Here is a 22,864-nt window from a genome sequence, read left to right as displayed (position 1 = left end):
CCCATCTCGGAGAGACATGACGTTGCATCGCTAGGCGTTGACCCTGAAACCAACCGCATATTATATTTTATTTGCCCTGCCCACAAGACCCGAAACAGGGCGCGCCCACCGAGGAGCGGTTCGCATGCAGGCGATTGTGTTCTACGGCGAGCGGGAGTTGAAGGTCGAGACGGTCGACGATCCGGCACCCGCTCCAGATGAAGTCGTCATCGAGATCAAGGCCTCCGGCATGTGCGGTTCGGATCTGCACACCTTCCGCGGACCCAGGCTTGAGGCGCCGACGATCGCGGGCCACGAGCCGGCGGGCATCGTGGTGGGGCGTGGCTCGCAGGTCCCCCAGGAATGGGTGGGCCGTTCGGTCATGGTGCACCACTACTTCGGCTGCGGACGATGTGATCAATGCCGGTTGGGGTGGACCCAGATGTGTCGCGAGGGCGCTACGGCCATGGGGGCCACCGCACCGGGATCCCATGCCGAGTACATCAGTGTTCCGACGAGAACCGTTCTACCCGTGCCGGAAGGGCTGAGTCATCTCGCTGCGGCAGCGATCAGCTGCGGGACCGGGACGGCATGGGGAGCGTTGAAACGCCTGGACCTTCACGGCGACGACACCATCGCTGTCTTCGGTCAGGGACCCGTCGGGCTGGCGGCCACCCAGCTCGCGTCCGCGCTCGGGGCTCGCGTGATCGCGCTCGACATCTCACCGAGTCGACTCGAGCGAGCGCATGACTTCGGGGCCTGGGAAACTCTGAACCCTGCCGAGACCGACTCGGTTCCCGACGTCGTGCGAGAGCTGACCGGCGGGCGCGGGGTGTCGAAGAGCCTCGAGACCTCGGGAGCTTCCTCGGCTGCCCAGGAAGCCCTCCACGTGCTCGACCTGTGGGGCGTGGCGTGCTGGGTCGGTGTCGGATCGACCATTCACTTCGACCTGACAGAGCACCTGTACAAGCAGATCACCGGCGTGCCCTCGTGGACGCTGTCGGTTCCCGCCATGGAGGACTGTGCGAACTTCGTGGTCCAGAGGAACGTCGATGTCGACGCCTTGTTCACCGATCGCTGGCGTCTCGACGAAGCCGCCGCGGCGTACGAGCTGTCCGAGCGGCGGACGGCGGGGAAGGGCGTCTTCGTCCCCTGACAGGTGAGCCGGGAAGGTTCACCGGCACTCCTCGACCCCCGCTCCGCCATTCGACGGGCCTCGCCGCCCCCAACCAGAAACGGAAGCCTCGATGTCCCACCCCGAACACACCCGAGTCATCGTGACGTCCACTCATCCCGACGGTGAGTCCGATTTCCAGGTGCAGGTGCACGCATCGCACACCGAGCACGACGAGGCCGGGAACCCGGTCTTCAGCGTTACCCAGCTGTGGGGGACCGCCGACGGCACGGGCACGGTCGGTCCCGGTCAGAACTCGGAGCAGGTCAGCGATCCGTGGTTCCCTGGGCCCGGCGGGACGCGGTTCCGGTTCTTCACCTTCATGCCGAACGCTTCCGGGGGAGGCGAAGGTGAAACCACCCCCCAGCTTCAGGACGCACAGATCGACGCCGGCTCCGGCTTCGTCGACAGCTTCGATCCGGACCGACCGGGCATGCACATCTCCGACTCGGTCGACTACGTCCATGTGCTCTCGGGCGAAGTGGTCATGGAGCTCGAACGCGGAGAGATCACGGTCAGGGCCGGTGATGTGATCATCATGCGGGGAGGCTGGCACAACTGGCGGAACGAGACCGACCAGCCGTGCACCGTTGCCTCGGTCATGCTGGGGACGCACCGCAAGAGCTGATGGGGTCACGCAGCGGGCACTCTTCCCGCTGAATCATGCATAATATATAATCCTTGATGGCTGACATCCGGTTCTCGGTGTCTGAAGGGACATGCATGCAAGCGCCCATTGCGGAGCAGATAGCCCAGTTCGTTTCGGAGACCGATCTCGCGGAGATTCCTGAGGATGTCCTGGCCGAGTCGAAGAGGCTCGTCCTCGACTCGATTGGATGCGCGGTCGCGGCGGTCGGCGAGACCAAAGGCCAGATCGGCATCCAGTACGCCCAGGCGCTCGGCGGAGACAAGGACGTCGCGACGATCTTCGGCGCGAAGCAGCGATCCTCGATCTTCGGCGCGGCCTTCGCGAACGGCGAGTTGATCAACGCTCTCGACTTCGACGCGGTTCTGCCTCCGGGCCACGTTTCGCCGTACGTGCTGCCCGGCGCGCTCGCTGTCGCCGAGGCCGACCAGGCGTCGGGGCGTGATCTGCTCCTCGCCGTCGCCATCTCGCACGAGCTGTCCAACCGCTTCGGCAAGGCGATGGACTACATCCGCGACACCGTCGACGGCGCCCTCTCGATGCCCCCCATCCTGGGATACACGAGCACGGTCTTCGGCGCGGTCGCAGCGATCACACGTCTTCGCGGAGCGTCGGCCGACATGACGGCACAGGCACTGGCCATAGCGGCGAGCACCACGCCGGTGAACTCACATCGTTCCTGGCTCGAGCACATTCCGGTGTCGACGATCAAGTACACGATGGCCGGGCCGGTGGTCCAAGCCGCACTGACGGCCTCGTTCATGGCGTTCTACGGGCATCGAGGCGATCCCGCCGTCTTCGACGACCGCGAGTTCGGCTACCCCAGGTTCATCGGTACGAAGCGGTGGGAGCCCGAGCGTCTCACCGCCGGACTGGGAACCGAATGGAACTTCCATCGCGAGAACTCGTTCAAGCACTACCCGCACTGCCGTGCCCTGCACGGATTGCTCGATCTCCTCACCGACACCCTCGATGAGCACCAGCTTCGTCCCTCGGAGATCGACGCGATCCGCGCCTGGGGTGAAGGCCACGTCGACCGGGCCTCATGGCTCAGCAACGCGATCAGTCACCCCGTCGACGGACAGTTCAGCATCGCTCACGGCCTCGCGGTCGGCGCCCAGCGGATCCCGCCCGGCAGGACGTGGCAGTCACCCGAGGTGGTGTTCGACCCCGAGGTCCTTTCGCTGATGGACAAGGTCACGTACGAGGTGCATCCCGACTGGGTCACGATGATTTCGACCGATCCGGCCGCACGGCCGTCGCGGATCGAGATCGATGCCCGGGGACGGACGTTCTCGGCCGAGCTCCGCTACCCGCGGGGCACACCGGGTGCGGCCGGCGGCGTAGGGATGTCCGACGACGAGCTGGTGGCCAAGTTCCGACGGAACGTCGAGGGCGTGCTCGCCGACGGGGCTGCAGACCGGGTTGTCGACGGGATCACGCATCTCGAGTCGGTGGACGACGTCGCGACTGTCATCCGGTTTCTCGGAGCCGGGTAGCGGGTGCTGCGGCGCAGTGCCGCAGGGTGCGTCGGCGAGGGTGGGGCGGTCGGCTGTGGCGGACCGCCCTACGGTCGGATCAGTCTTCGTTGTCGGCCCAGAGCCCGCGTTCGGCCAGGATGTCGATGAGGCGGGATCCCTGGGACGAGATGTGATCGGTCATCAGCCGGCGCACGAGCTCGGGGTCACGCTTCCGGAGTGCCTTCAGCAGCTCAGGATGTTCCGCACCCGTCTGCTTCGGGTTGCCGGCGGCGTAGTAACGGCCGGGGAGGTTCGCCGTGATCGTGTCCAGGATCAGGACGAGCCGGTGCGACTGAGCGGCTCGGTTGACCTCGCGGTGGAACTCGAGCCCGAGTTCGGGGATGAGCTCCCAGTCTCCGGCCTTCACCGCGGTCGCATACTGCTTGACATTCTCCTTGAGGAGCTCGATCTGTGCGTCGGTGATCTTCTCGGCGGCTCTGGCGGCGAGTTCGCCGGCCAGCTGGGCCTGCGCCCAGAACAGGTCCGTGATGTCCTGAGGGGTGATCGGCGCGACCACGAACCCTCGGCGGGGGAGGAGGTTGACCAGACCTTCGCTCTTGAGGGCGAGGAGTCCCTCTCGCACCGGCGTCTGACTGACACCGACCGCCTCGGCGATGCGCTCGATCCGAAGGAACTCGCCGGGCCGGGCCTCGCCCGAGATGATCAGGTCCCGGACATAGGCGGCGACCTCTTCCGGCAGTTGGGTCCGCGCAGAGGATCTGCGGCGAGGTGACGGCGTGCTGTTCGGCGCGGCGTCCACGTTGATCGTCCTCCATGCCCGCGTGGAATGTTTCATATATTGCGTGCCGTCACCCTATAGTCCCGGCCCCGCCCTTGTGGCCGGCGAGTGAGCCTCAGGACCCATGAGCCGCACGACCGTAGACGTAAATCAAATATAATGTATAGAGTTGTGTGTGGCCGCACTCACCATTGACCGTGGTGCGGATCGTGACCTGACGCTTCGGCTGGAAGTCCTCGCTGCCTTCCGCGACCGGCCTCAGATGCGGTGGTTCGGGACGTGGGCACGCGAGTGAGGCCGACAGTCGTCGACCAGACCGTCCGACGCAGCGAACGAAAAGGAAGACCATTGAATCCCACGTACGACTTTTCGGGGCAGGTCGCCCTTGTGACGGGTGCGGCTTCGGGCCTGGGGCGGGCGACGGCCGAGCAGTTCGCCGTCTCGGGTGCGGCCGTCGTGATCGCGGACGTGAACCCGGAGGCGGTCGCCGAAACCGAGCAGACCTTCAAGGCCGCCGGCCACGAGGCGCTCGGCGTCGTCTGCGACGTCTCGGACGAGGCGCAGGTCGAGGCGATGGTCCAGAAGACCGTGCGGACCTTCGGCCGGCTGGACGTGGCCTTCAACTGCGCGGGAATCATCAGTCCGTCGATCGACACCGCGGACGAACGGGCAGAGGACTACGACCGCGTCAACGGGGTCAACGCGCGCGGTGTATGGGCATGCATGAAGCACGAGCTCAGGCAGATGCGCCAACAGGGCAGTGGTGCGATCGTGAACTGCTCGTCGCTGAGCGGTCTCGTCGGTGCTCCCCGGCGTACTACCTACCATGCGGCGAAGCACGCCGTGGTCGGCCTCACCACGAGTGCGGCTGTCGAGTACGCGCCCCAGGGCATCCGGGTGAACGCGGTCTGCCCCGGCACTTTTGACACCCCGATGGTCGACGACCTGGTCGCGAAGGGAGACCTCGTCCTGGCTGAGGCCCTGGCCAAAGCGCCGATCGGCCGGGTTGGCCGGCCCGAGGAGATCGCCTCGGCCGTCCTGTGGCTGTGCAGCCCCGGGGCCAGCTACGTCGTCGGGGTCGCTCTCCCGGTCGACGGCGGATACGTCGCTCAGTAGGGGACCGATGCACCAGCTCATCCAGAGGAGGCTCGCGTGAGGTTGGACGGGCTGACGCCGGACCGGCTCGATGCGGCACAGCGGGACCTCTACGAGCGGATCGTCGCGGGCCCCAGATCGGCCGGTCCTCAGCACTTCCCGTTGGTCGACGGCTCGGGTGCACTGACAGGGCCGTTCGGCATCATGCTGCATGCTCCTGACATCGGACGCTCACTCCAGGATCTCGGCGCTGCGATCCGGTACAGGACCTCACTGAGCGCGCGGGTCCGTGAGATCGCGATCCTGAGCGTCGCCGCGGCGACCTCGTGCGCCTTCGAGGCCTACGCTCACGAGCGGGTCGGCCGCGCGGCAGGCCTGACCGAGCTCGAACTCGAGAGCCTTGCGCGGGGCGAGTTCGCAGGGGCCGATCCGGTCGAGGTCGCGGCGTACCGGCTGTGTGAGCTGCTGCATCAGGACCGATTCCCGGTGGAGGAGGCCGAGTTCCTCGAACTGCGAACCGCACTCGGTGAGTCGACACTGATCGAGCTGGTCGTACTTGTCGGCTACTACCGAACCCTGGCCCAGCTTCTCCACCTCTTCGACATCGGGGTGCCCACGGGGGACTGAGCCACCAGGGTGTGGTCCTCCTCCCGTTCCGGCGTTCGCACAATGAACGCACCTCCGTAAGCTGCTCCCATGGACGGCGCGATTGATGTTGTCGGTCGAGTGGGCGGGCTGCTTCGTGCCCTCTCGGCTCATGAACCGGCCGGGGCGAGCACGACGGTCATCGCACGCGATGCGGGGCTGGCTCGGCCGACGGCGCACCGGCTGCTCAGCTCGATGAGATCGGAGGGCCTCACCGACCGCGACGACGCATCGGGGAACTGGCATCTGGGGCCGGAGATCTATCTGCTGGGTCTCGTCGCGAGTGGCCGCCATGACGCGACCGAGACGGCACGTTCAACAGTGAGGCGACTGGCGCACGAGACAGGGGAGAGCGCCTTCTTCTCGGCTCGCCGGGGCGACGAGACCGTGTGCCTGCTGCGCGAGGACGGGAGTTTCCCCATCCGGTCCCACGTTCTTCACGAGGGCATCAGATTCCCTCTCGGCGTCGCCTCGGCCGGGCTGGCGATCCTGTCGTTCCTGGACCGGCGCGAGCAGAGCCGGTACCTGCGCGATGCCGATCTGACGACGGCCTACGGCGACGCACACCACCGCGACCGGCTGACGGACCGGATCGAGCGGACCAGACGCAACGGATACGCCGTCAACCCCGGCCTCATCGTGCCCGGAAGCTGGGGAATCGGAGCCGCTGTCTTCGACCGGCAAGGCTCGCCGCGCTGGGCGCTCAGCCTCACCGGTATCGAGGCTCGCCTGGCGCCGCCGCGGCAACAGCAACTGGGGAAACTGCTGCTGAGCGAGGCCCACGCACTGTCGCAGCGCATCAACGAGCACGGACGGGAGTAGGGGGCGCTGCGACGGCTGTCGCGTCCATTGACGGGCACAGGGCATCGAAGTAGCGTTTCAAATATCATATATGTTTCGTCGGCTCGGGGCTGCCCGAACGGTCTTGAGGCGTTCTGCAAAGGAGACGACAGTTGTCCTTCTCGCTGGATCCGGAGATCGCTGAAGGCGTCGAGACCCTGTTCGAGGGTTTCGGTGAGGTGGAGCCCATGGCCGTCGGTGACGTCGCCTCTCGTCGCGCCGTTTTCGACAAGATGCAGCTGATGATGTTCGGACAGTTGCCCATGCCCGGCGACGTCACCATCAAGGACTACGAAACCACCGCACAGGACGGCGCCCGAATTGTTCTGCGTTGGTACACCAAGGGCGAAGCGAACCCGGGATCGGCCGTGCTGTACGCCCACGGCAGCGGGATGATCGCCAGCAGGATGGAGTTGTACGACGGCCCCGTCGCCCGGTACGTCTCGGCCACGGGTGTGCCCTTCCTGTCGGTCGCCTACCGCAAGGCCCCCGAGTTTCCGGCACCGATTCCGGTGACGGACTGCTACGCCGGACTTCAGTGGCTCGCCGCGAACGCGCCCGAGTTGGGGGTCGACCCCGACCGCATCGCGGTCATGGGGGACAGCGGAGGCGGCGGCATCGCCGCCAGCCTGGCCATCTACTCACGCGACCACGACGGCCCTTCCATCGCCAGGCAGATCCTGATCTACCCCATGCTCGACGATCGCAACACCACACCCGACCCTGGTTTCACGACCTGGATCCCGTGGGGTTACGACGACAACATGACGGGCTGGGGTGCATTGCTGGGTTCCACTGTCGGTGGTCCGGACGTCTCCCCCTACGGTGCCGCCGCCCGGTTGAAGGACTTCTCCGGACTTCCGGCCGCCTATATAGAGGTCGGCGAACTCGACATCTTCAGGGACGAGAGCATCGCCTACGCTCAGCAGCTCTACTCCGCGGGGGCCAGCACCGAGTTGCACGTTCTCCCACGTGTCCCTCACGCGTTCGAGGCTTTCGTACCGACGGCCGAGATCTCCCTGCGGGCGGGTGCGAGTCGGCATCGCGTCCTGAAATCGATCTGACGTCACGGGCCGATGCGGAGACTCACCCGACGCCAGGGCGTTGCCCTGTCCGTCGCGGTTCAGAGGTGTTCAAGTTGGTGGCCGCTGGGAACCGCGGCCACCAGCCGGACTGCGTGTCAGCGAATCGGGCGCGGCCGGCGGCGCTGCGTTGCGCACGTCGCGTGATCGTGAAAGAGGTCTTCCGTGGCGGGGACCCCGCACAGGATCCTCGCCACGGACGACGGTGGAAGCCACGCCTGTCGCGTGCGGCGTGAAGTCGCCGTGCTACCTCAGCGACTGGCGACGAGTGAAGTAGCCGTCGATACCCACGGCGAGCACGAGGATGAGCGCCTTGACGATGTTCTCCGCGTAGGTGGAGACGCCCAGGAGGCTCATTCCGTTGTCGATGGTGGAGAGCAGGAACGCTCCGAGGACGGCTCCCTGGATGGAGCCCATCCCGCCGCGGAGCGAGTTTCCGCCGATCACCGCGGCTGCGATGGCGACCATCTCGATGTTCACACCGGAATCCGCTGTCGACGTGCCGACGCGAGCAAGCAGCATGACGCCGCCGATGCCGTAGATCGCCCCCATCAGCAGGAAGCCGATCATGACGGTGCGCGGCGCGTTGATGCCCGCGTACACCGCCGCGTCGCGGCTGGACCCCAGCATGAACGCGCGGCGTCCGAACTTCGCCGCGTTCAGAACCAGACCCAGGATCAGCATGACAGCGGCGATCCACAGGATCGCGTTCGGCAGGCCCGCGTCACCGAAGGCGACCCAGAGCAGGATCAGCGCCGCCAGCACCGCTCCGGCCACCGGCGCGGCGACCGCGACCATCCGCGCCTGGCCGGTGACCGCCGAGTGAGAAGTCTTGACCACCGCACGCCAGGCCACGATCGCAACGAGCGTCACCGCGAGCACCACAGCGATCGCGTTCGGCGTCCTTCCCTCCGTCATGGAGCTGAAGTTGGGCTGGACCGGCCCGATCGAGGCCGCGTCGGTCCAGATGAGGCCGACGCCGCGCCACAGGAGCAATCCGCCCAACGTGACGACGAACGCAGGCACTGCGAGAGCTGTGACGACGATGCCCTGGACCAACCCCAGGCCGAGCCCGACCGCGAGCGCGGTCAAGATGCTCGGAATCAGTCCCCACCCCGCGACCTGGCACTTCGCGGCGACGAGTCCCGTCAGAAAGACGGCGCTTCCGACCGAGAGATCGATCTCTCCCATGATGATCAGGATCGCCACCCCGGACGCCACCACCGCGACCACGGCGGTCTGACGCAGCAGCAGGGAGGCGTTCGTCGACGTGATGAACAGCCCTCCGGACGCCTCGTCGAAATACAGGATGAGCACGAACGCAGCGACGGCGAGCACTGTCGAGCGGGCGGTGAGGATGCGCAGGACGCTGCTCTTCGCTCCGCGTGCCCGCTCCGCAGCGGGGCTTTTCCGAGAGGAGGGCGCGGTGGCAATTGCAGGGGTGTTCGTCATGAGGAGGCTCCCGTCGCGGCCGACAGCAGATCATGGGCACTGGCTTCCCGCGAGAACTCGCCTTGCAGCCGGCCCTTGTACATGACGAGGACGCGATCCGACTCGGTCAGGATCTCGTCCACGTCGCTGGAGATGAGCAGCACACCCACCCGTGACTGGTGCGCGATGGTCCTGACCAGCTGGTAGATGTCCCGCCGAGCGCCGATGTCGACGCCCAGCGTGGGCTCGTCCAGGATGAGAACCCTCAGATCGTCGACGAGACACCTCCCGAGGAGCACTTTCTGCTGGTTGCCGCCGCTCAGGGCTTCGATCGGCAGGGCAGGGCGCGGAGGCCGCACCCCGAGCTTCTCGATGAGGTCGTCGACCCGTCGACGCTCCTTGCGCTTGTCGACGAACCAGCGCATCCGGGTGACGTCGCCCAGCATCGAGGCCGTCATGTTGTCGGCCACCGACTGTCCCGGAAGAATCCCCTGCGACTTCCGGTCTTCAGCGAGCAGCGACAGGCCGCGACGAACCGCCTCGTGCGATCGCGCGGGCAAGCCCGCCGATCCAGCGATTTCGCACTCGCCGGTGACCTTGCCGGGCCAGACACCGTACAGCGCACGCGCCAGCTCGGTCCGGCCGGCGCCGACGAGCCCGTAGAGACCGACGATCTCACCCGGGTGGACGTCGAGGTCGACGCCGGCCACTCGAGCGCGCTTGCTGCCGTCGGCGGTGAAGACCTTCAACTGACGCACACGGAGCACGGGTTCGTCGTTGAGTACGCCCGCCGGACGTTCGGCGAGGGCTTGGCGAGACTCCAATGTCTCTCCGAGCATCGCGCTCACGAGCTCCGCCCGGGACGGGATCTCGTCGAACCGCGCTGCCAGCGTGCCGTTGCGGAGGACCATCGCGCGGTCCGCGATGCGGTCCAGCTCGTCGAGCCTGTGCGTGATGTAGCAGATCCCGAGCCCTGCCTGGCGGCACTGCCACAGCCGCTCCAGGAGGACATCGGTCTCCGCGTCCGTCAGCGCCGCCGTGGGCTCGTCGAGGATCAGGACTTTCGCCGAGCGGTGGAGTGCGGCGGCCAGGACGATCAGCCTGCGCTCCGAGGGGGTCAGCACGGATGCTGGGTTGCGCGGGTCGACCTCCAGGTCGAAGAGAGCGAGCGCAGCTCGCGCCTGCGCGACGGCCTCGCGCTTGTCGTAGAAGCCGAAGCGACCCGGCAGATGAGCCGAGAACATGTTCTCCACGATCGACAGGTGCGGCACGACGTGCAGCTCCTGCGGAACCAGCACGACGCCGGCTTCCTCACCTGCTCGCAGCGACGTGAACTCGCAGCGATCGCCGGCGAGATCGACGGTGCCCTCGTAGTCACCGTGGCCGATGACCCCGGCGAGGATCTTCATCAGCGTCGACTTCCCGGCACCGTTCTCGCCGACGACGGCCAGGACCTCGCCCTCGTTCACGGTGAAGTCGACCGCCCTGAGCACGGTCGTACCGCCGTACGCCTTCTGGAGGCCGCGTCCGATCAGGAGCGGCGCCCCGCCGGACGCCACGCACCGGCCTGCCGGGGGAGCGCTCGTGTCAGCCACAGTTGCCCCTTCCAGAGGGGAAGACTTCCTGCTCGGTGACCCATCCCTTGGGGGCGACCCGATTGACGAAGTCGCACAGGTTGCCCTTCGTGATGCTGGTCAGCCGCACGTAGTCGGTCTTCACACCGTCCACCACGGCGTCCGGCTTCGGGAGCTTCTTGCCCGTGGCGAGGTCATGTGCCAGGTCGGCAGCCTTCCGAGCCATCTCGTCGACCGGAGTCCAGACGGTCTCTCCCTGCCAGCCCTGCGCGATGAACGTCAGGCTGGGCTTGGAGGCATCCGTCCCCGTCACCCAGACGCTGCCCGGCTTCTTGCCGGCCGACTTGATCGCCTGGGCTACTGCCTGTGCGCCGTTGTCCCACATCACGACGAACGCGACGATGTCCGGGTCCTTCTGCAGCGCCGCCTCGGCAGCCTTCTGAGCGGCCGCCGAGTCCCAGCCGACGATGTTCTTGTCGTAGACGACCCGGATCTTCGGGTTGTGCAGCAGAAGTTTGTCGTACGCCTTGGACATGTCGTTCTCGGCAATCGTCGCCTTGTCGCCACGGATGATGGCGTACTTGCCGGACGGCTTCGCGGCGAGAGCCGACTCGACGTGCAGCTTGCCGTTCTCGTAGTTGTTGCGCTCGATGTGGTAGCTGACGGGAGCTCCGACGACACGACGGTCGTAGGTGATCACCTTCACGCCAAGGCCCTCGGCCTTCCGCACGAGCGGCGCGGCCGCTTCGGCCTCGACCGGCATGAGCACGAGGACCTTGATGCCCCGCTGCAGCATGCTTTCGACCTGGCTGGTCTGTGTGGCCATGTTCTCCTGGGCGAAGTTGAATATGACCTTGTCGCCGTTCTTCTCCGCTTCCTCCTTGAGGATCCTTGTCTCGAAGCCCACGCGCTCCTGAGCCTGCGACGGGAAGGCGACACCGATCAGAACGCCCTTGCCGGAAGTACCGGCAGCGCTCCCGCCACAGGCGGTGAGCAGCAGAGAGGCGACGGCCAGCATGGCCCCCATCAACAAGCTGGACCTGCGTAGTTGTGTCCTGCGCGAAGCGATCATGCGGCCCGACCTCCTGCACATCGTGCATAATATTTAATACGGGCGAAACGCATTGTGAGCGGGGCTAAGAGGGGTGTCAAGGGTTTCGGTACCGGGGCCCACTGCTGGGCCCACCGCACAGATCGGGCTCGTCCGGTTGCGTCCACTGAGTGGACGGTGGGCGTCGTAGGTGATCGGGGTGCGACCAGTTCTGCGTCGAAGTCCCCGATCCGATTGAGCCGCCGACCGGAGTCATGGCTTCATGGCGCCACTTGGACCGAGAGGAGCGGACAGTCATGGACAAGGTGCGGTCGAGCGCCGCGGCAGCCGTCGAAGACATTCCGAGCGGCGCCACGCTGGCCGTCGGCGGATTCGGCCTGTGCGGCATCCCTTCGGTTCTCATCGAGGCGTTGCTGGCAGTCGGCACCGCCGACTTGGAAGTCGTGTCCAACAACTGCGGTGTCGACGACTGGGGACTCGGCCGGCTCTTGGCGGCCCGGCGTATCCGCCGCACGGTCTCGTCGTACGTCGGCGAGAACAAGGAATTCGCCCGCCAGTACCTCTCGGGCGAGCTGGAAGTGGAGCTGACGCCCCAGGGAACCCTCGCTGAGCGCATGCGTGCAGGCGGGGTGGGGATCCCCGCGTTCTACACGGCGACCGGCGTCGGCACCCAGGTGGCCAACGGCGGACTTCCCTGGCAGTACGGGTCAGAGGGGCAGGTGGTCAAGGCTTCCCCGGTGAAGCCGACCAAGGTCTTCGAGACCCACGAAGGCGAGCGCGAGTTCGTTCTCGAGGAGGCGATTGTCGCGGACTTCGGCCTGGTGCGGGCCTGGAGAGGCGACCGGCACGGCAACCTCGTCTACAGGGACTCCGCACAGAATTTCAATCCGCTGGCGGCCATGTGCGGGCGGGTGACCATCGCTGAGGTCGAGGAGCTCGTCGAACCCGGCGAACTGAATCCGAACCACGTGCACACGCCAGGCGTGTTCGTGCAGCGCGTCGTGGCGCTCACCCCGGAACAGGCGTCGGACAAGCGGATCGAGAAGAGGACGGTGCGTACGGCATGAGCTGGAGTCGTGAAGAGATGGCGGCGCGAGCTGCGAGCGAGTTGTCCGACGGCGCGTATGTCAATCTCGGGATCGGGCTGCCCACCCTCGTTCCCAACTACGTCAGCGCCGATGTCGAGCTCGTGCTGCAGTCCGAGAACGGAATCCTCGGCGTCGGGGCATATCCGCTCGACGGCGAGGAAGACGCCGACTTGATCAACGCAGGCAAGGAGACCGTGACGGTGCGCCGAGGTGCGAGCTACTTCGACTCGGCCACCAGTTTCGGGATGATTCGCGGAGGCAAGATCGACGCCGCGATCCTTGGAGCGATGCAGGTGTCGAGGTACGGCGACATCGCCAACTGGATGATTCCCGGGAAGATGGTCAAGGGGATGGGCGGCGCGATGGATCTTGTCCACGGCGCCAAGAAGGTGACCGTCCTCATGGAGCACGTCGCGAAGGACGGCAGCTACAAGATCGTCAACGAGTGCTCACTGCCTTACACCGGTCTTCGCGTGGTTCAACGCGTCATCACGGACCTCGCGGTGATCGACGTACAACCCGACGGCCTCCACCTCGTCGAACTTGCTCCTGGCGTGACTGTCGACGAAGTCCGTGAGAAGACGGAGCCGGTTCTCACCGTCGACACCCTGTGAGCCTCCACTCGCTTTGGTTATCCAGGTACTGCGCACCTTGGCTGCCAAGGACCGAGTCACTGAAGTCGGCGAGGCGCCGGCACCAAACGCTGCCACCCCCCGGTCGGCGACCTCACTCCGGCCTGGGAATCCCTGGCCCTGGCCGCGGAGCCCGGCCACACCCTCACCCTCTACAGCGCTGAACCCGGCTCCGTCGCATGGCTTCTCTCAGGCGGCTGACCGTCCCTCCCGCGCAACCCGCCCTGGACCGCTTCGACCACCACGGCACGCCGCCCCATGGCGCCCGGGTGCCGACAGCGACGGGATGCGCGATCTCCTCGATCGGATGGTTGCCGATCGCAGGTCCCCAAAGCGGTACGGCGGAGGGTTTCAGACGTCCAGTCTCCGGTGCGCTATGACATCGCGGTACCACGCGTACGAGGCTTTGGGTTTGCGTTCGAGGGTGTCGGGCTCGACGTGGACGATGCCGAAGCGCTTGCTGAAGCCGGCGGACCACTCGTAGTTGTCCAGGAGTGACCAGAGGTAGTAGCCGCGTACGTCGGCGCCCTCGTCGATCGCGCGGGCGGTCCACTCCAGGAAGCCGCGGACGTAACGGATGCGCTCCTGGTCGTCGAAGGGGTCGGCGCCGTCGGCGTCGACCGTGCCGTTCTCGGTGATGTATATCGGCCCCGTCCAGCCGTATTCGTCGTGGACCAGGTTGACGGCGTCGTAGACGGCCTTGGGGTAGAACTCCATGCCGTTGTCCAGGAAGTTGCCGCCGGGGTGGGTTTCGCGGTTGACCTCCCACCACTTCTTGTCCGCGTCCTTGGCGCTGGCGACGACCCTGGAGTAGACGTTCAGGCCGAGGAAGTCGACCGGGGTGGCGATCAGGTCCAGGTCTCCGTCGCGGATCTCGGGCAGGGTGCCCTCGCGGGTGAGCCGTTCGATGTTGCGCTCGCTGTACTTCTTCTTCAGGAGCGGGTCGAGGAAGAACCGGAAGGAGTCGTCCTCGTTCCGCGTCGCGAACGCCGCGTCGGCGGGATCGTCCGTGGCGGGGTGCTGCTTCCAGATGTCCACGACGATCCCGATCTCCGAGTCGGGTGCGCCGAGTTCTCTGAAGGCGCGGACCGCCTCGCCGTGTGCGAGCAGTGCGTGGTGCATGGCCTGTTTGCCCAACCGGGCGTCCGCGTGGCCGGGCGCGAACATGCCCATGCCGTACCCGACCCAGATCGCGATGGGCTCGTTGAGCGTCGCCCAGCGGGGCACCCGCTCGCCGAACTCCTCGAACGCCAGGGCGGCGTAGTCGCGGAACCACCGCACGACATCGCGGTTGGCCCAGCCGCCGCGGTCCTCCAGTGCCTGGGGCAGATCCCAGTGGTACAGCGTGACGTTGGGGGAGATCCCGGCCTCGTCCAGTTCGTCGAGGAGGCGGTGGTAGAAGTCGACGCCGGCGCGGTTCACGGTGCCGGTCCCCTCGGGGAGCAGCCGGGGCCAGCTCAGCGAGAAGCGGTAGGAGTCGATTCCGAGGTCGCGCATCAGGGCGACGTCCTCGCGGAACCGGTGATAGTGGTCGACGGTGACGTCGCCCGGGATGTCCAGGTGGACCTTGCCCGGGGTGTGGCCGAAGGTGTCCCAGATCGAGGGGCCTTTCCCGTCCTCGTTCCATGCACCCTCGATCTGGAAGGCGCTGGTGGCCGCGCCGAACACGAAGTCCCTGGGGAACACGATCCGGCCTTCCGTGGGGGAGTTCTTCATCGCGGTGGTCTCCTGGCGTGGGCTTTGGTCGGCGTCAGGTCGCGCCGCGGGCGAGGTCATGAGGTTGCTTGCAGCTCGAGTCGCTTCTGCCGGCGGCTGCGTTGCAGAACCGGGTCCGGAACCGGGGCGGCCGCCACCAGTCGCTGCGTGTACTCGTGCCGGGGCCGGTCGCACACGTCGGTGCTGCGTCCCTCCTCGACGATCCGTCCGTGCTGGAGCACCAGGGTGCGTGCCGCGAACTCCTTGACGACGGCGAGGTCGTGGGTGATGAACAGGTAGGCGCACCCGAGTGACTCCTGGAGCTCGCCCAGGAGGTCCAGGGCGGCGGCCTGGGTGGTCACGTCGAGGGCGCTGGTCGGTTCGTCGCAGATGATGAGCTTGGGTTGCCTGGCCACCGCCCGGGCGATGGCGATGCGCTGGCGCTGTCCTCCGCTGAACTGGGCTGGGTACCGGTCGGCCGCGTCCTCGGGCAGGCCCACGCGGCGCAGCAGGTCGGCGATGTGGTCGCGGACTTCGGCGCGGGAGCGGGGCGAACCGGTGAGCAGGGGCTCGGCCAGGGTCCTTCCCACCGGCAGGGCGGGGTTGAGCGAACCGTAGGGGTTCTGGAAGATCGCCTGAAGGTCGGTGGACAGCGCGCGGCGGGCTCGGCCGGTGAGGTGTGTGATGTCCCGCCCGTCGAGCAATACGCGCCCGCCGCTGACCGGGGTCAGTCCCAGGACGGCTCTGCCGATGGTGGTTTTGCCCGAGCCGGACTCGCCCACGAGCGCGACCGTCTCGGCCTGGCCGACCTCGAACGACACGTTCTCGATGACGGTGGTCGGGGGCTTGCGCAGGCCCCGGGAGGGGTAGCGGACCGCGAGGCGGTCGACCTGGAGTATGGGTGTGCCGGTCACGCGATCCTGCCCTCGCTCGTCGCGATGCTGGGGGTGCTTTCGATGAGTTTCTTCGTGTACGGATGGCGGGGCCTGTAGAAGATGTCCTCGACCGGGCCTTCCTCCACGATCCGGCCCTTCTCCATCACGATGGCTCGGTCGCAGGTGTCCGCCACCACGCCCAGGTCGTGCGTGATCAGGATGATCGCCATTCCGCGCTCGTCGCGCAGCGACCGGAGCAGGTCGAGGATGCCGGCCTGCACGGTGACGTCGAGTGCCGTGGTGGGTTCGTCGGCGATCAGCACCTTCGGCGACCCGGCCAGTGCCATGGCGATGACGACCCGCTGCACCATGCCCCCGGACAGCTCGTGCGGGTGCCGACGCGCGATGTCGTCAGGATCGCGCAGGTGGACGCTGGTCAGCAGCTCGCGGATCCGCTGCCGCACGGCGTCCTTCCCGCCCTTCACGTCACCGGTGCGGCGGATGACCTCCGAGAGCTGCGAGCCGATGGTGAAGTTCGGGTCGAGGGCCACCATGGGTTCCTGGGACACCAGGGCTATCTCGCTGCCGCGGATGCGCTGCAGGGCACGCTCCGGCAGGCCGGTGATCCGGGTCCCGGCCAGCCAGGCCGAACCGCCGGTCACCGCCCCGCCCGGGGCGAGCAGCCCCAGCAGCGACAGACCCGTCACCGTCTTGCCGCTGCCGGATTCGCCCACGAGGCCGAAGATCTCACCGGCGTTCACGGTGAAGCCGACCGAGTCGACGACGGTACGCGGGCCCTGCGGGGTGGCGAAGGCGATCGAGTAGTCCCGCACGACGAGCACACCGGCGTCCGGTGGTGTGTCGGTCGCTTCGGCAGCGCCCTGGGGGGCGGTCGCGGGCAGCGGCCGCCGAAGTCGGCCGCCGGTCCCACGCCTCCGGTCGTCCTGGAGGTCGCGCAGCCCGTCGCCGAGCAGCCCGAACGCCACGGACATCAGGCCGATCAGGCCGCCGGAGACGAACAGCAGGTAGGGGTCCTGCTGCATGACCTGCGAGGCCTCCCCGACCATGCCGCCCCAACTCGGGGCGGGCGGTGGGGTGGCCAGGCCGAGGAAGCCGAGGCCGGTCTGGACGGCGAGGGCGATGCCCGAGAAGAGGCACACCTGGACCAGCAACTGCCCGATCAGGCCGGGGAAGATGTGCCGTGCCATGATCCGTGCCGGTCCGAGTCCGGACACCTTGGCGGCGTCCACGAACAGTTCCTCGCGCAGGGCGATGCACGAGCTGCGGATGATCCGGGCGAGGCCCGCGGAGGCGAGGAAGCCGAGCGTGAGCATGGCGGCCGTGTTGCTCTGGCTGAAGATCGCCAGGACGGCGAGCATGAGGATGATCGCCGGGACCGACAGCATCACGTCGAGTACGGCGACGATGACCCGGTCGGTCCAGCCGCGCAGATAGCCCGCCAGCACACCGAGGGACATGCCCAGGACCGCGTAGACGAGCACGGCCATGGCCACGCCCGTCAGGGCCGGCCGCCCGCCGAAGAGCAGGCGGCTCAGCACGTCGCGCCCGAGGTCGTCGGTGCCCAGCGGGTGGCTTGCCGACGGACCGGAGCGGGCGTGGAGCAGGTCCTGTGCCAGCGGCGGGTGCGGTGCCAGGAGCGGGGCGAGGATCACGGCGACGGTGATCGCCAGGACCAGGGCGAGCGCCGCCGCGGTGAGGGGGCGGCGCCAGATGCCGGTGAAGGGGTTGGCGCGCGTCCGTGATCGCACGGGCACGGGCGGATCTGCAGCGGTCATGCCACACGCACCTTCGGATTCAGGAGGCTGTAGACGACGTCGACGAGCAGGTTCACGGCGATCACGAGCACGGTGAAGGTGACGGCCACTCCCTGTACGACCGGCAGATCGTGCTGGTTGGTCGCGTCGGTGACCGTCGTCCCCAGACCGGGCAGGGTGAAGACGTTCTCGACGAAGATCGAGCCGGGGATGAACGCGATCGCCGACAGGCCGACCGCGGTCGCCACCGGCAGTCCGCACCCGCGCAGGGCGTGCTTCCAGACGATGGACGCGGGCCGGACGCCCGAGGCGCGCAGGGTTCTGATGTAGTCGAGGCTCAGGGTGGACAGCATCGCGTCGCGGGTGACCTTGGAGATCATGGCGACGCCCCCGATCGACAGAGCGATCACGGGCAGCACGAGGCCGGCCGCCCACTGCCCCGGTGACTGGGCGAAGGGGGTGTACCCGGTGGCGGGGAAGACCGGGAACCGGACGGCGAACAGGGAGACGAGCATCAGCGCGAGCCAGAAGTTGGGCAGGGCGCCGCCCAACAGGGACACCACGTCGATCACCCGGCGGCTGAACCGTCCGCGCGTCGCGCTGTACACCCCGAACAGGACACCGACCAGGGCCGACAGCGCGGTGGCCCCGATCACCAGCGCCAGCGTGACCGGCAAACGCTGCCCGATCGTGCCGGTGACGGACTCGCCGCTGAACAGCGAGGCGCCGAAGTCGCCGTGCAGGATGTCGCGCAGGTACAGCCAGTACTGCTCGGCGAACGGCTTGTCGAGATGGAGCGAGGCCCTGAGCGCCTCGTACTGCTCCTTGGTGGCGTTGACGCCCAGGACCGTTCGCGCCGGGTCACCCGGCACGAACGACTCCAGGAGCGAGGTGATCGCCGAGACGACCACCAGGAGCGGCACGGACAGCGCCAGCCTGCGGAGAATGATGGAGAGCATCGGTCCTCGTCAGCCAGTTGTCCACGTGGTGTTCGGGGTGAGCTGGGCGGTGCCCTTCCCGAACTGGACCCCGTGCAGCTTGGTGTTGTACATGGCGATCGTGTCGGTTGCCGACACCGGCAGTGCGAGCGCCTTCCGCACGATCACATCGGTGAGATCCTTCGCCGCCGCGCCGGCGGCCTGGGCGTCCGACTTGGCGAGCCGGTCGTACGCGGCGGTGACGTCCGGTTCGTCCACACCGAAGACGTTCATGATCCCCGTCTTGGTGAACCCCGGCTGCTGTGCGTAGAAGTTGGCACCCCCACCCTGGCCGGGCGACAGCACGGTGGCCGCGTACTTCTTCGTCAGCAAGTCGTTGATCCAGCCGCCGAAGTTGGCGGCGGCCCTCAGCTTCAGGGTGACGCCCACCTTGGAGAGCTGGTCCTGAACGGCCTGGACCATCTTGGTCGTCGAGGGGTCGAACGAACCGTAATTCACCGGGATCGTCAGCCCGTCCGCGTATCCCGCAGCCTTCAGCAACTGCTTCGCCTTGGCCGGGTCGTAGGGGTACATCTTCTCGGCTTCGGGGCTGTAGCCGTCGTAGCCGGGCATCGCAGGCTGGGAGACCGGCGCGCCGAAGTCGCCGTAGACCGCCTTCGTGATCGCGGCCCGGTCGACGGCAAAGTTCAGCGCCTGGCGGACCCGCACATCGCTCAGTCCCTTGACGACGGTGCCGTCGCGGTCCAGGAGGAACAGGCCGGCCCAGGTGGTGGGGGTCTTGATCACGGTGAGCGACTTGTTGCCGGCGATGGTCGGCGCCACGTCCGGACTGCCGTACATGACGTCGATCTGCCCCGACTTCAGGGCCTGTGCCTGCGAGTTGACGTTCGGCATCACCCGGACGGTGATCTTCTTGAAGTGGACGGCGGCCTTGTCGTAGAAGTTCTTGTTCGGAAGGTAGACGTAGTGGTCGCCGGAGACCGACTGCTGGGCGCTGAGCACGTACGGCCCGGCGCCGAAGGTCGCGGAGGCCAGCTTCTTCGGAGCCTTCAGTCCCGCCGGGCTGATGATCGCGCCGCCCATGAAGGCGGGGGTGAACAGTGTTCCCATGTCGGGGTTCGGTGTCGGGCTGGTGATCACCACGGTCGAACCGTCCGGCGCCGAGAAGGTCAGGGGACGGAAGTAGGAGGCGGTGGGTCCGCTGCCCTTCTGGAAGTACTTGAACGAGTTGACGACGTCGGCGGCGGTGATCGGCGTGCCGTCGGCGAACTTCACCCCCTTGCGCAGGGTGAGCTGGAACTTGGTGTTCCCGCTGCCCACGTAGCCCCACTTGTCGGCCAGCCCGGCCACCAGGGTGCCGTCCGCCTTGCGGGTCAGCAGCGAGGCGTAGGCCGGGTCCATGTAGTTCAGGAAGGGCCCGACGGCCACCTGCGCGGGGTCCAGGCTGTTCGGTGCCGAGGACAGGGCGATGGTCAGGTTCACCGGGCCGGCACTGCCACCGCTGGTGTTCCCACCGCCGCAGGCGGCGAGCGCGAGCGTCGCCACCACGCCGATCGAGGCCTGGAGTGCGGTTCTTCTCTTCATCGAGGGTCTCCGTTGTATGAGGTGCCGGGGGACTGGGGAGGGTAGGGCGGGCTCGTGAGGAGGCTGCTGACGCGGATGGTCCGGTGCGGGCGAGCGGGTCCTCAAGCGGGGGATTACCTGTGCGACGGGCGGCCGAAGTGGGATGTCGCTGCTGTTGTGGTGGTGGCCGGGTGGGAGCGCGTGAGCGGTCACGCGGAGGCCGGACCGTTGCTTGGGCCTGGCCGGCCGTCGAGCTCGGAGGATCACTCCGTCTGCTGCACGGCACAGGCCGTCTGCTTCAATGTCGGCGACTGGATGAACCGGCGGGGCCGCCCCATCGCACCACCTCGCATCGTGGCTGCTGAGAGTAGCTATAACGTGTCGTTAACACGTTATAGTGAGTGCCCGTAAATTAACCGTGTCTCCTGCGTTGCGCAAGAGGTTCGTGGAAGGTGGTCGTCGATGGCACCGCGAAGCAGCAGGGTGACGAGTGCGGACGTGGCCCGTGAGGCCGGTGTGTCCAGGGCGACGGTGAGCTTCGTCCTCAACAACACGCAACATCAGAAGATCACCGAGGGCACACGGCAGAGAGTGCTGGCGGCCGCGGAGAAGCTCGGCTATGCCCCCTCGCCCGCGGCGCGGACCCTGCGCTACGGGCGTACCGATGTGGTGCTGGGTCTGCTGCCCGACTGGCCCCTCGGCCATGCGGTCGGGAACCTCATCCAGGAGCTGACGCTCGCTTTCGCGAAGCGCAATCTCACCTTCGTCGTCCACTCCAGCGTCCGGGGCGCGCGTTCGCTCGGCGAGATCTGGAAGGCGCTCACGCCGGCCGCCGTGCTGGCCTTTGAGCCGTTCTCGGACTCCGACGCGTCGGCGATGCGGTCCGCCGGCATCGAGGTGATCGTCGCCCTGTACGACTCCAGCGGGCTCGGGTCTGAAGTGAGCGTCACGAGTGCGAACGCGATCGGCGCTGCGCAGGCTCGCCATCTGGCCGCTTCCCATCGGCGCCTCGGCTACGCGTACCCGGACGACGAGCGGGTCGCAGTCTTCGCCCGACCGCGCCTGGACGGCGTCCGAGCCGTTTGCGCCGAACTCGGCCTGCCCGACCCCGACGTCCGGACCATCCCGCTCACACCGAGTGCGGCCGCGGACGCCATCCGGACCTGGCTCGCCGCCGATTCCCCCGTCACCGGCATCTGCGCGTTCAACGACGAGGTGGCCATGACCGTGCTTGCCGGCCTGCGACAGCTGGGCCTGGAAGCGCCCAGGGACATGGCCGTGATCGGTGTCGACGACAGCCCCGCCGCGGCGCTGGCCAACCCGCCGTTGACCACCGTCGTCGAAGACCTTCCCGCCGTCGCCGAGCTGTACGCGGACACCGTGATGGCCGCGCTCGATGGAACACTGTCCTCGGGAAGCCCATACGAGCCGCAGGTTCGGCTCGAGGCCCGCGAGTCGGCTTGACCGCCTGTGCGGGCCCCGGCAGGGCCTGCACAGGCGGTTGCCGGCCACCGCGCTCTCGCCGTTCCCGCGGCCCCTTCGGCAGTCCCCACCTCCAGACCTCGTCACGGAAAGCGGCCGCCATGCCCCTCGACCCCTATCTCGCGGAGAGGCTGCACCTCCTCGCCGGAATGACGTTCGCCGATCTCGCCGACCCGGACGCTCTGGCGCGGTTCGTCGAGTTCGCGCAGGACCCGACGGAGTGGACACAGCCCGACATCGCGATCGACAACCGTGAGATCGCCGGCCCCCACGGCCCGGTTCCGCTACGGACGTACACGCCTCGACGAGCCGCGACCTCGGCCATGCTGTGGGTGCACGGCGGTGGTTTCCTCGGCGGCGACCTCGACATGCCGGAGGCGCACGTCGTCGCGTCCGAACTGGCGGCGCGGGCCGGGGCGTTGGTGGTCTGCGTCGACTACCGGCTGGCGACGGACGGCGTCCGCTACCCGGTTCCGTTGGACGACGTGTGCGCCGCGTGGCGGTGGCTCAGGACGGGTCCGGCCGCCGACGCCGGACGGGTGGCCCTCGGCGGGGCGAGCGCGGGCGCGGCGCTGGCGCTGTCCACGGCCCTGCGGGACCGCGAGGAGGCACTGCGACCGGCTGATCTCCTCCTGCTCGCCTACCCGTTCGCGCACTTTCCCGTGCCGGCCCTGGACGGTGCCACGGCCACCGAGATGACGGCTCTGCCTCCGACGATGCGCTTCTCCGCGACCGACATCGAGTTCATGGTGCACAACTACGTGGGCCGCGTCACCGATCTGCCGCGCGACGCCCTGCCCGGCGCGGCTCCCCTGCACGGCCTGCCGCCCGTTCACCTGCTGGTCTCCGAGTACGACGACCTACGGCCGTCCGCCGAGCTCCTGAACCGGCAGCTGACCGCGTCCGACGTCACGGTCACGACCTACCTGTCCGCCGGGATGCCGCACGGCCACCTCAACCGGACGCCCGCTCTCGCCGAGGTCGACCGCTCACTCGACTTCTTCGCCGCCGCGCTGCGATAGAGCGGCCCGCTGTGTGTC

Annotated in this window: 20 protein-coding genes and 1 pseudogene; 12 read left to right on the top strand and 9 right to left on the bottom strand. The window is 67.6% G+C overall.

What is annotated here, in order from left to right; genetic code table 11:
* The first annotated feature begins 136 nt into the window (after positions 1-136).
* The 3 genes from ACFY1E_RS12820 (at position 137) to ACFY1E_RS12810 (ending at position 3,298) form a co-directional block, all read left to right on the top strand.
* On the top strand, positions 137-1,135 hold the full coding sequence (locus ACFY1E_RS12820; protein ID WP_389074756.1) for an alcohol dehydrogenase catalytic domain-containing protein: 999 nt from the start codon (positions 137-139) through the stop codon (positions 1,133-1,135).
* Positions 1,136-1,226: 91 nt separating this feature from the next.
* Positions 1,227-1,781: a cupin domain-containing protein gene (locus tag ACFY1E_RS12815; RefSeq protein ID WP_389074754.1), complete on the top strand. Its 555-nt coding sequence runs from the start codon at positions 1,227-1,229 to the stop codon at positions 1,779-1,781.
* A gap of 95 nt (positions 1,782-1,876) precedes the next feature.
* The gene (locus ACFY1E_RS12810) at positions 1,877-3,298 is read left to right on the top strand and encodes an MmgE/PrpD family protein (RefSeq protein WP_389074751.1); all 1,422 of its coding nucleotides are present in this window, start codon (positions 1,877-1,879) and stop codon (positions 3,296-3,298) included.
* Positions 3,299-3,377: 79 nt separating this feature from the next.
* Here the strand turns inward: ACFY1E_RS12810 and ACFY1E_RS12805 are convergent, their stop codons facing one another.
* Positions 3,378-4,079 (bottom strand): GntR family transcriptional regulator, encoded by a 702-nt coding sequence (locus ACFY1E_RS12805; protein WP_389074750.1) that lies wholly within the window; start codon positions 4,077-4,079, stop codon positions 3,378-3,380.
* A 327-nt stretch (positions 4,080-4,406) separates the two neighbouring features.
* On the opposite strand from ACFY1E_RS12805, the gene ACFY1E_RS12800 reads away from it, so the two are divergent.
* The 4 genes from ACFY1E_RS12800 to ACFY1E_RS12785 all read left to right on the top strand — a co-directional run bounded on the left by ACFY1E_RS12800 (position 4,407) and on the right by ACFY1E_RS12785 (position 7,702).
* Complete coding sequence (locus tag ACFY1E_RS12800) at positions 4,407-5,174, top strand: glucose 1-dehydrogenase (RefSeq protein WP_389074747.1); 768 nt, start codon at positions 4,407-4,409, stop codon at positions 5,172-5,174.
* A gap of 36 nt (positions 5,175-5,210) precedes the next feature.
* The gene (locus ACFY1E_RS12795; protein ID WP_389074745.1) at positions 5,211-5,780 is read left to right on the top strand and encodes a carboxymuconolactone decarboxylase family protein; all 570 of its coding nucleotides are present in this window, start codon (positions 5,211-5,213) and stop codon (positions 5,778-5,780) included.
* 69 nt (positions 5,781-5,849) lie between these two features.
* Complete coding sequence (locus tag ACFY1E_RS12790) at positions 5,850-6,620, top strand: IclR family transcriptional regulator (protein ID WP_389074742.1); 771 nt, start codon at positions 5,850-5,852, stop codon at positions 6,618-6,620.
* A 131-nt stretch (positions 6,621-6,751) separates the two neighbouring features.
* Positions 6,752-7,702 carry an alpha/beta hydrolase gene (locus tag ACFY1E_RS12785; protein WP_389074740.1) on the top strand — a complete coding sequence of 317 codons (951 nt, stop codon included), beginning with the start codon at positions 6,752-6,754 and terminating at the stop codon, positions 7,700-7,702.
* Positions 7,703-7,966: 264 nt separating this feature from the next.
* Here ACFY1E_RS12785 and ACFY1E_RS12780 read toward each other — a convergent pair whose 3' ends face one another.
* The 3 genes from ACFY1E_RS12780 to ACFY1E_RS12770 are packed head-to-tail and all read right to left on the bottom strand — an operon-like array spanning position 7,967 to position 11,797.
* On the bottom strand, positions 7,967-9,172 hold the full coding sequence (locus tag ACFY1E_RS12780) for a hypothetical protein (RefSeq protein ID WP_389074738.1): 1,206 nt from the start codon (positions 9,170-9,172) through the stop codon (positions 7,967-7,969).
* Complete coding sequence (locus ACFY1E_RS12775) at positions 9,169-10,746, bottom strand: sugar ABC transporter ATP-binding protein (RefSeq protein ID WP_389074736.1); 1,578 nt, start codon at positions 10,744-10,746, stop codon at positions 9,169-9,171. The genes ACFY1E_RS12780 and ACFY1E_RS12775 overlap by 4 nt, the downstream gene beginning before the upstream one ends.
* Positions 10,739-11,797, bottom strand: a complete 1,059-nt coding sequence (locus tag ACFY1E_RS12770) for a substrate-binding domain-containing protein (RefSeq protein WP_389074733.1) — start codon at positions 11,795-11,797, stop codon at positions 10,739-10,741. Before ACFY1E_RS12770 ends, ACFY1E_RS12775 begins: the two co-directional genes overlap by 8 nt.
* A 275-nt stretch (positions 11,798-12,072) precedes the next feature.
* Here ACFY1E_RS12770 and ACFY1E_RS12765 point away from each other — a divergent pair, with 275 nt between their 5' ends.
* From ACFY1E_RS12765 to ACFY1E_RS12755, 3 genes and pseudogenes are all read left to right on the top strand, one after another.
* On the top strand, positions 12,073-12,843 hold the full coding sequence (locus ACFY1E_RS12765; protein ID WP_389074731.1) for a CoA transferase subunit A: 771 nt from the start codon (positions 12,073-12,075) through the stop codon (positions 12,841-12,843).
* Positions 12,840-13,478, top strand: coding sequence for a CoA transferase subunit B (locus ACFY1E_RS12760; protein ID WP_389074728.1), 639 nt, complete (start codon positions 12,840-12,842; stop codon positions 13,476-13,478). Before ACFY1E_RS12765 ends, ACFY1E_RS12760 begins: the two co-directional genes overlap by 4 nt.
* Positions 13,479-13,556: 78 nt before the next feature.
* Positions 13,557-13,697: pseudogene (locus tag ACFY1E_RS12755) on the top strand (hypothetical protein); the annotation flags it as partial.
* Positions 13,698-13,847: 150 nt separating this feature from the next.
* Here the strand turns inward: ACFY1E_RS12755 and ACFY1E_RS12750 are convergent.
* From ACFY1E_RS12750 to ACFY1E_RS12730, 5 genes are read right to left on the bottom strand one after another with little or no spacing between them, the layout of a single operon-like run.
* Positions 13,848-15,212: a GH1 family beta-glucosidase gene (locus tag ACFY1E_RS12750; protein WP_389074726.1), complete on the bottom strand. Its 1,365-nt coding sequence runs from the start codon at positions 15,210-15,212 to the stop codon at positions 13,848-13,850.
* A 56-nt stretch (positions 15,213-15,268) separates the two neighbouring features.
* Complete coding sequence (locus ACFY1E_RS12745) at positions 15,269-16,105, bottom strand: ABC transporter ATP-binding protein (RefSeq protein WP_389074723.1); 837 nt, start codon at positions 16,103-16,105, stop codon at positions 15,269-15,271.
* Positions 16,102-17,862 carry a dipeptide/oligopeptide/nickel ABC transporter permease/ATP-binding protein gene (locus ACFY1E_RS12740; RefSeq protein WP_389074721.1) on the bottom strand — a complete coding sequence of 587 codons (1,761 nt, stop codon included), beginning with the start codon at positions 17,860-17,862 and terminating at the stop codon, positions 16,102-16,104. Before ACFY1E_RS12740 ends, ACFY1E_RS12745 begins: the two co-directional genes overlap by 4 nt.
* The gene (locus tag ACFY1E_RS12735; RefSeq protein WP_389074718.1) at positions 17,859-18,800 is read right to left on the bottom strand and encodes an ABC transporter permease; all 942 of its coding nucleotides are present in this window, start codon (positions 18,798-18,800) and stop codon (positions 17,859-17,861) included. The genes ACFY1E_RS12740 and ACFY1E_RS12735 overlap by 4 nt, the downstream gene beginning before the upstream one ends.
* 9 nt (positions 18,801-18,809) lie before the next feature.
* Complete coding sequence (locus ACFY1E_RS12730; protein WP_389074716.1) at positions 18,810-20,363, bottom strand: ABC transporter substrate-binding protein; 1,554 nt, start codon at positions 20,361-20,363, stop codon at positions 18,810-18,812.
* 441 nt (positions 20,364-20,804) lie between these two features.
* Between ACFY1E_RS12730 and ACFY1E_RS12725 the strand changes: the two genes are divergently transcribed.
* Both ACFY1E_RS12725 and ACFY1E_RS12720 read left to right on the top strand, forming a co-directional pair.
* Entirely contained in the window at positions 20,805-21,806 is a 1,002-nt protein-coding gene (locus ACFY1E_RS12725; protein WP_389074714.1) for a LacI family DNA-binding transcriptional regulator, read from the top strand.
* A gap of 119 nt (positions 21,807-21,925) precedes the next feature.
* A complete protein-coding gene (locus tag ACFY1E_RS12720; RefSeq protein ID WP_389074711.1) occupies positions 21,926-22,846 on the top strand; it encodes an alpha/beta hydrolase fold domain-containing protein in 921 nt (306 codons plus the stop codon).
* The last annotated feature ends 18 nt before the right edge of the window (positions 22,847-22,864 follow it).

The sequence above is a fragment of the Streptomyces sp. NPDC001604 genome, assembly GCF_042893475.1.
GTDB lineage: Bacteria > Actinomycetota > Actinomycetes > Streptomycetales > Streptomycetaceae > Streptomyces.
Note: the sequence above shows the minus strand (reverse complement) of the source record. Positions and strands in the feature narration are given on the sequence as shown.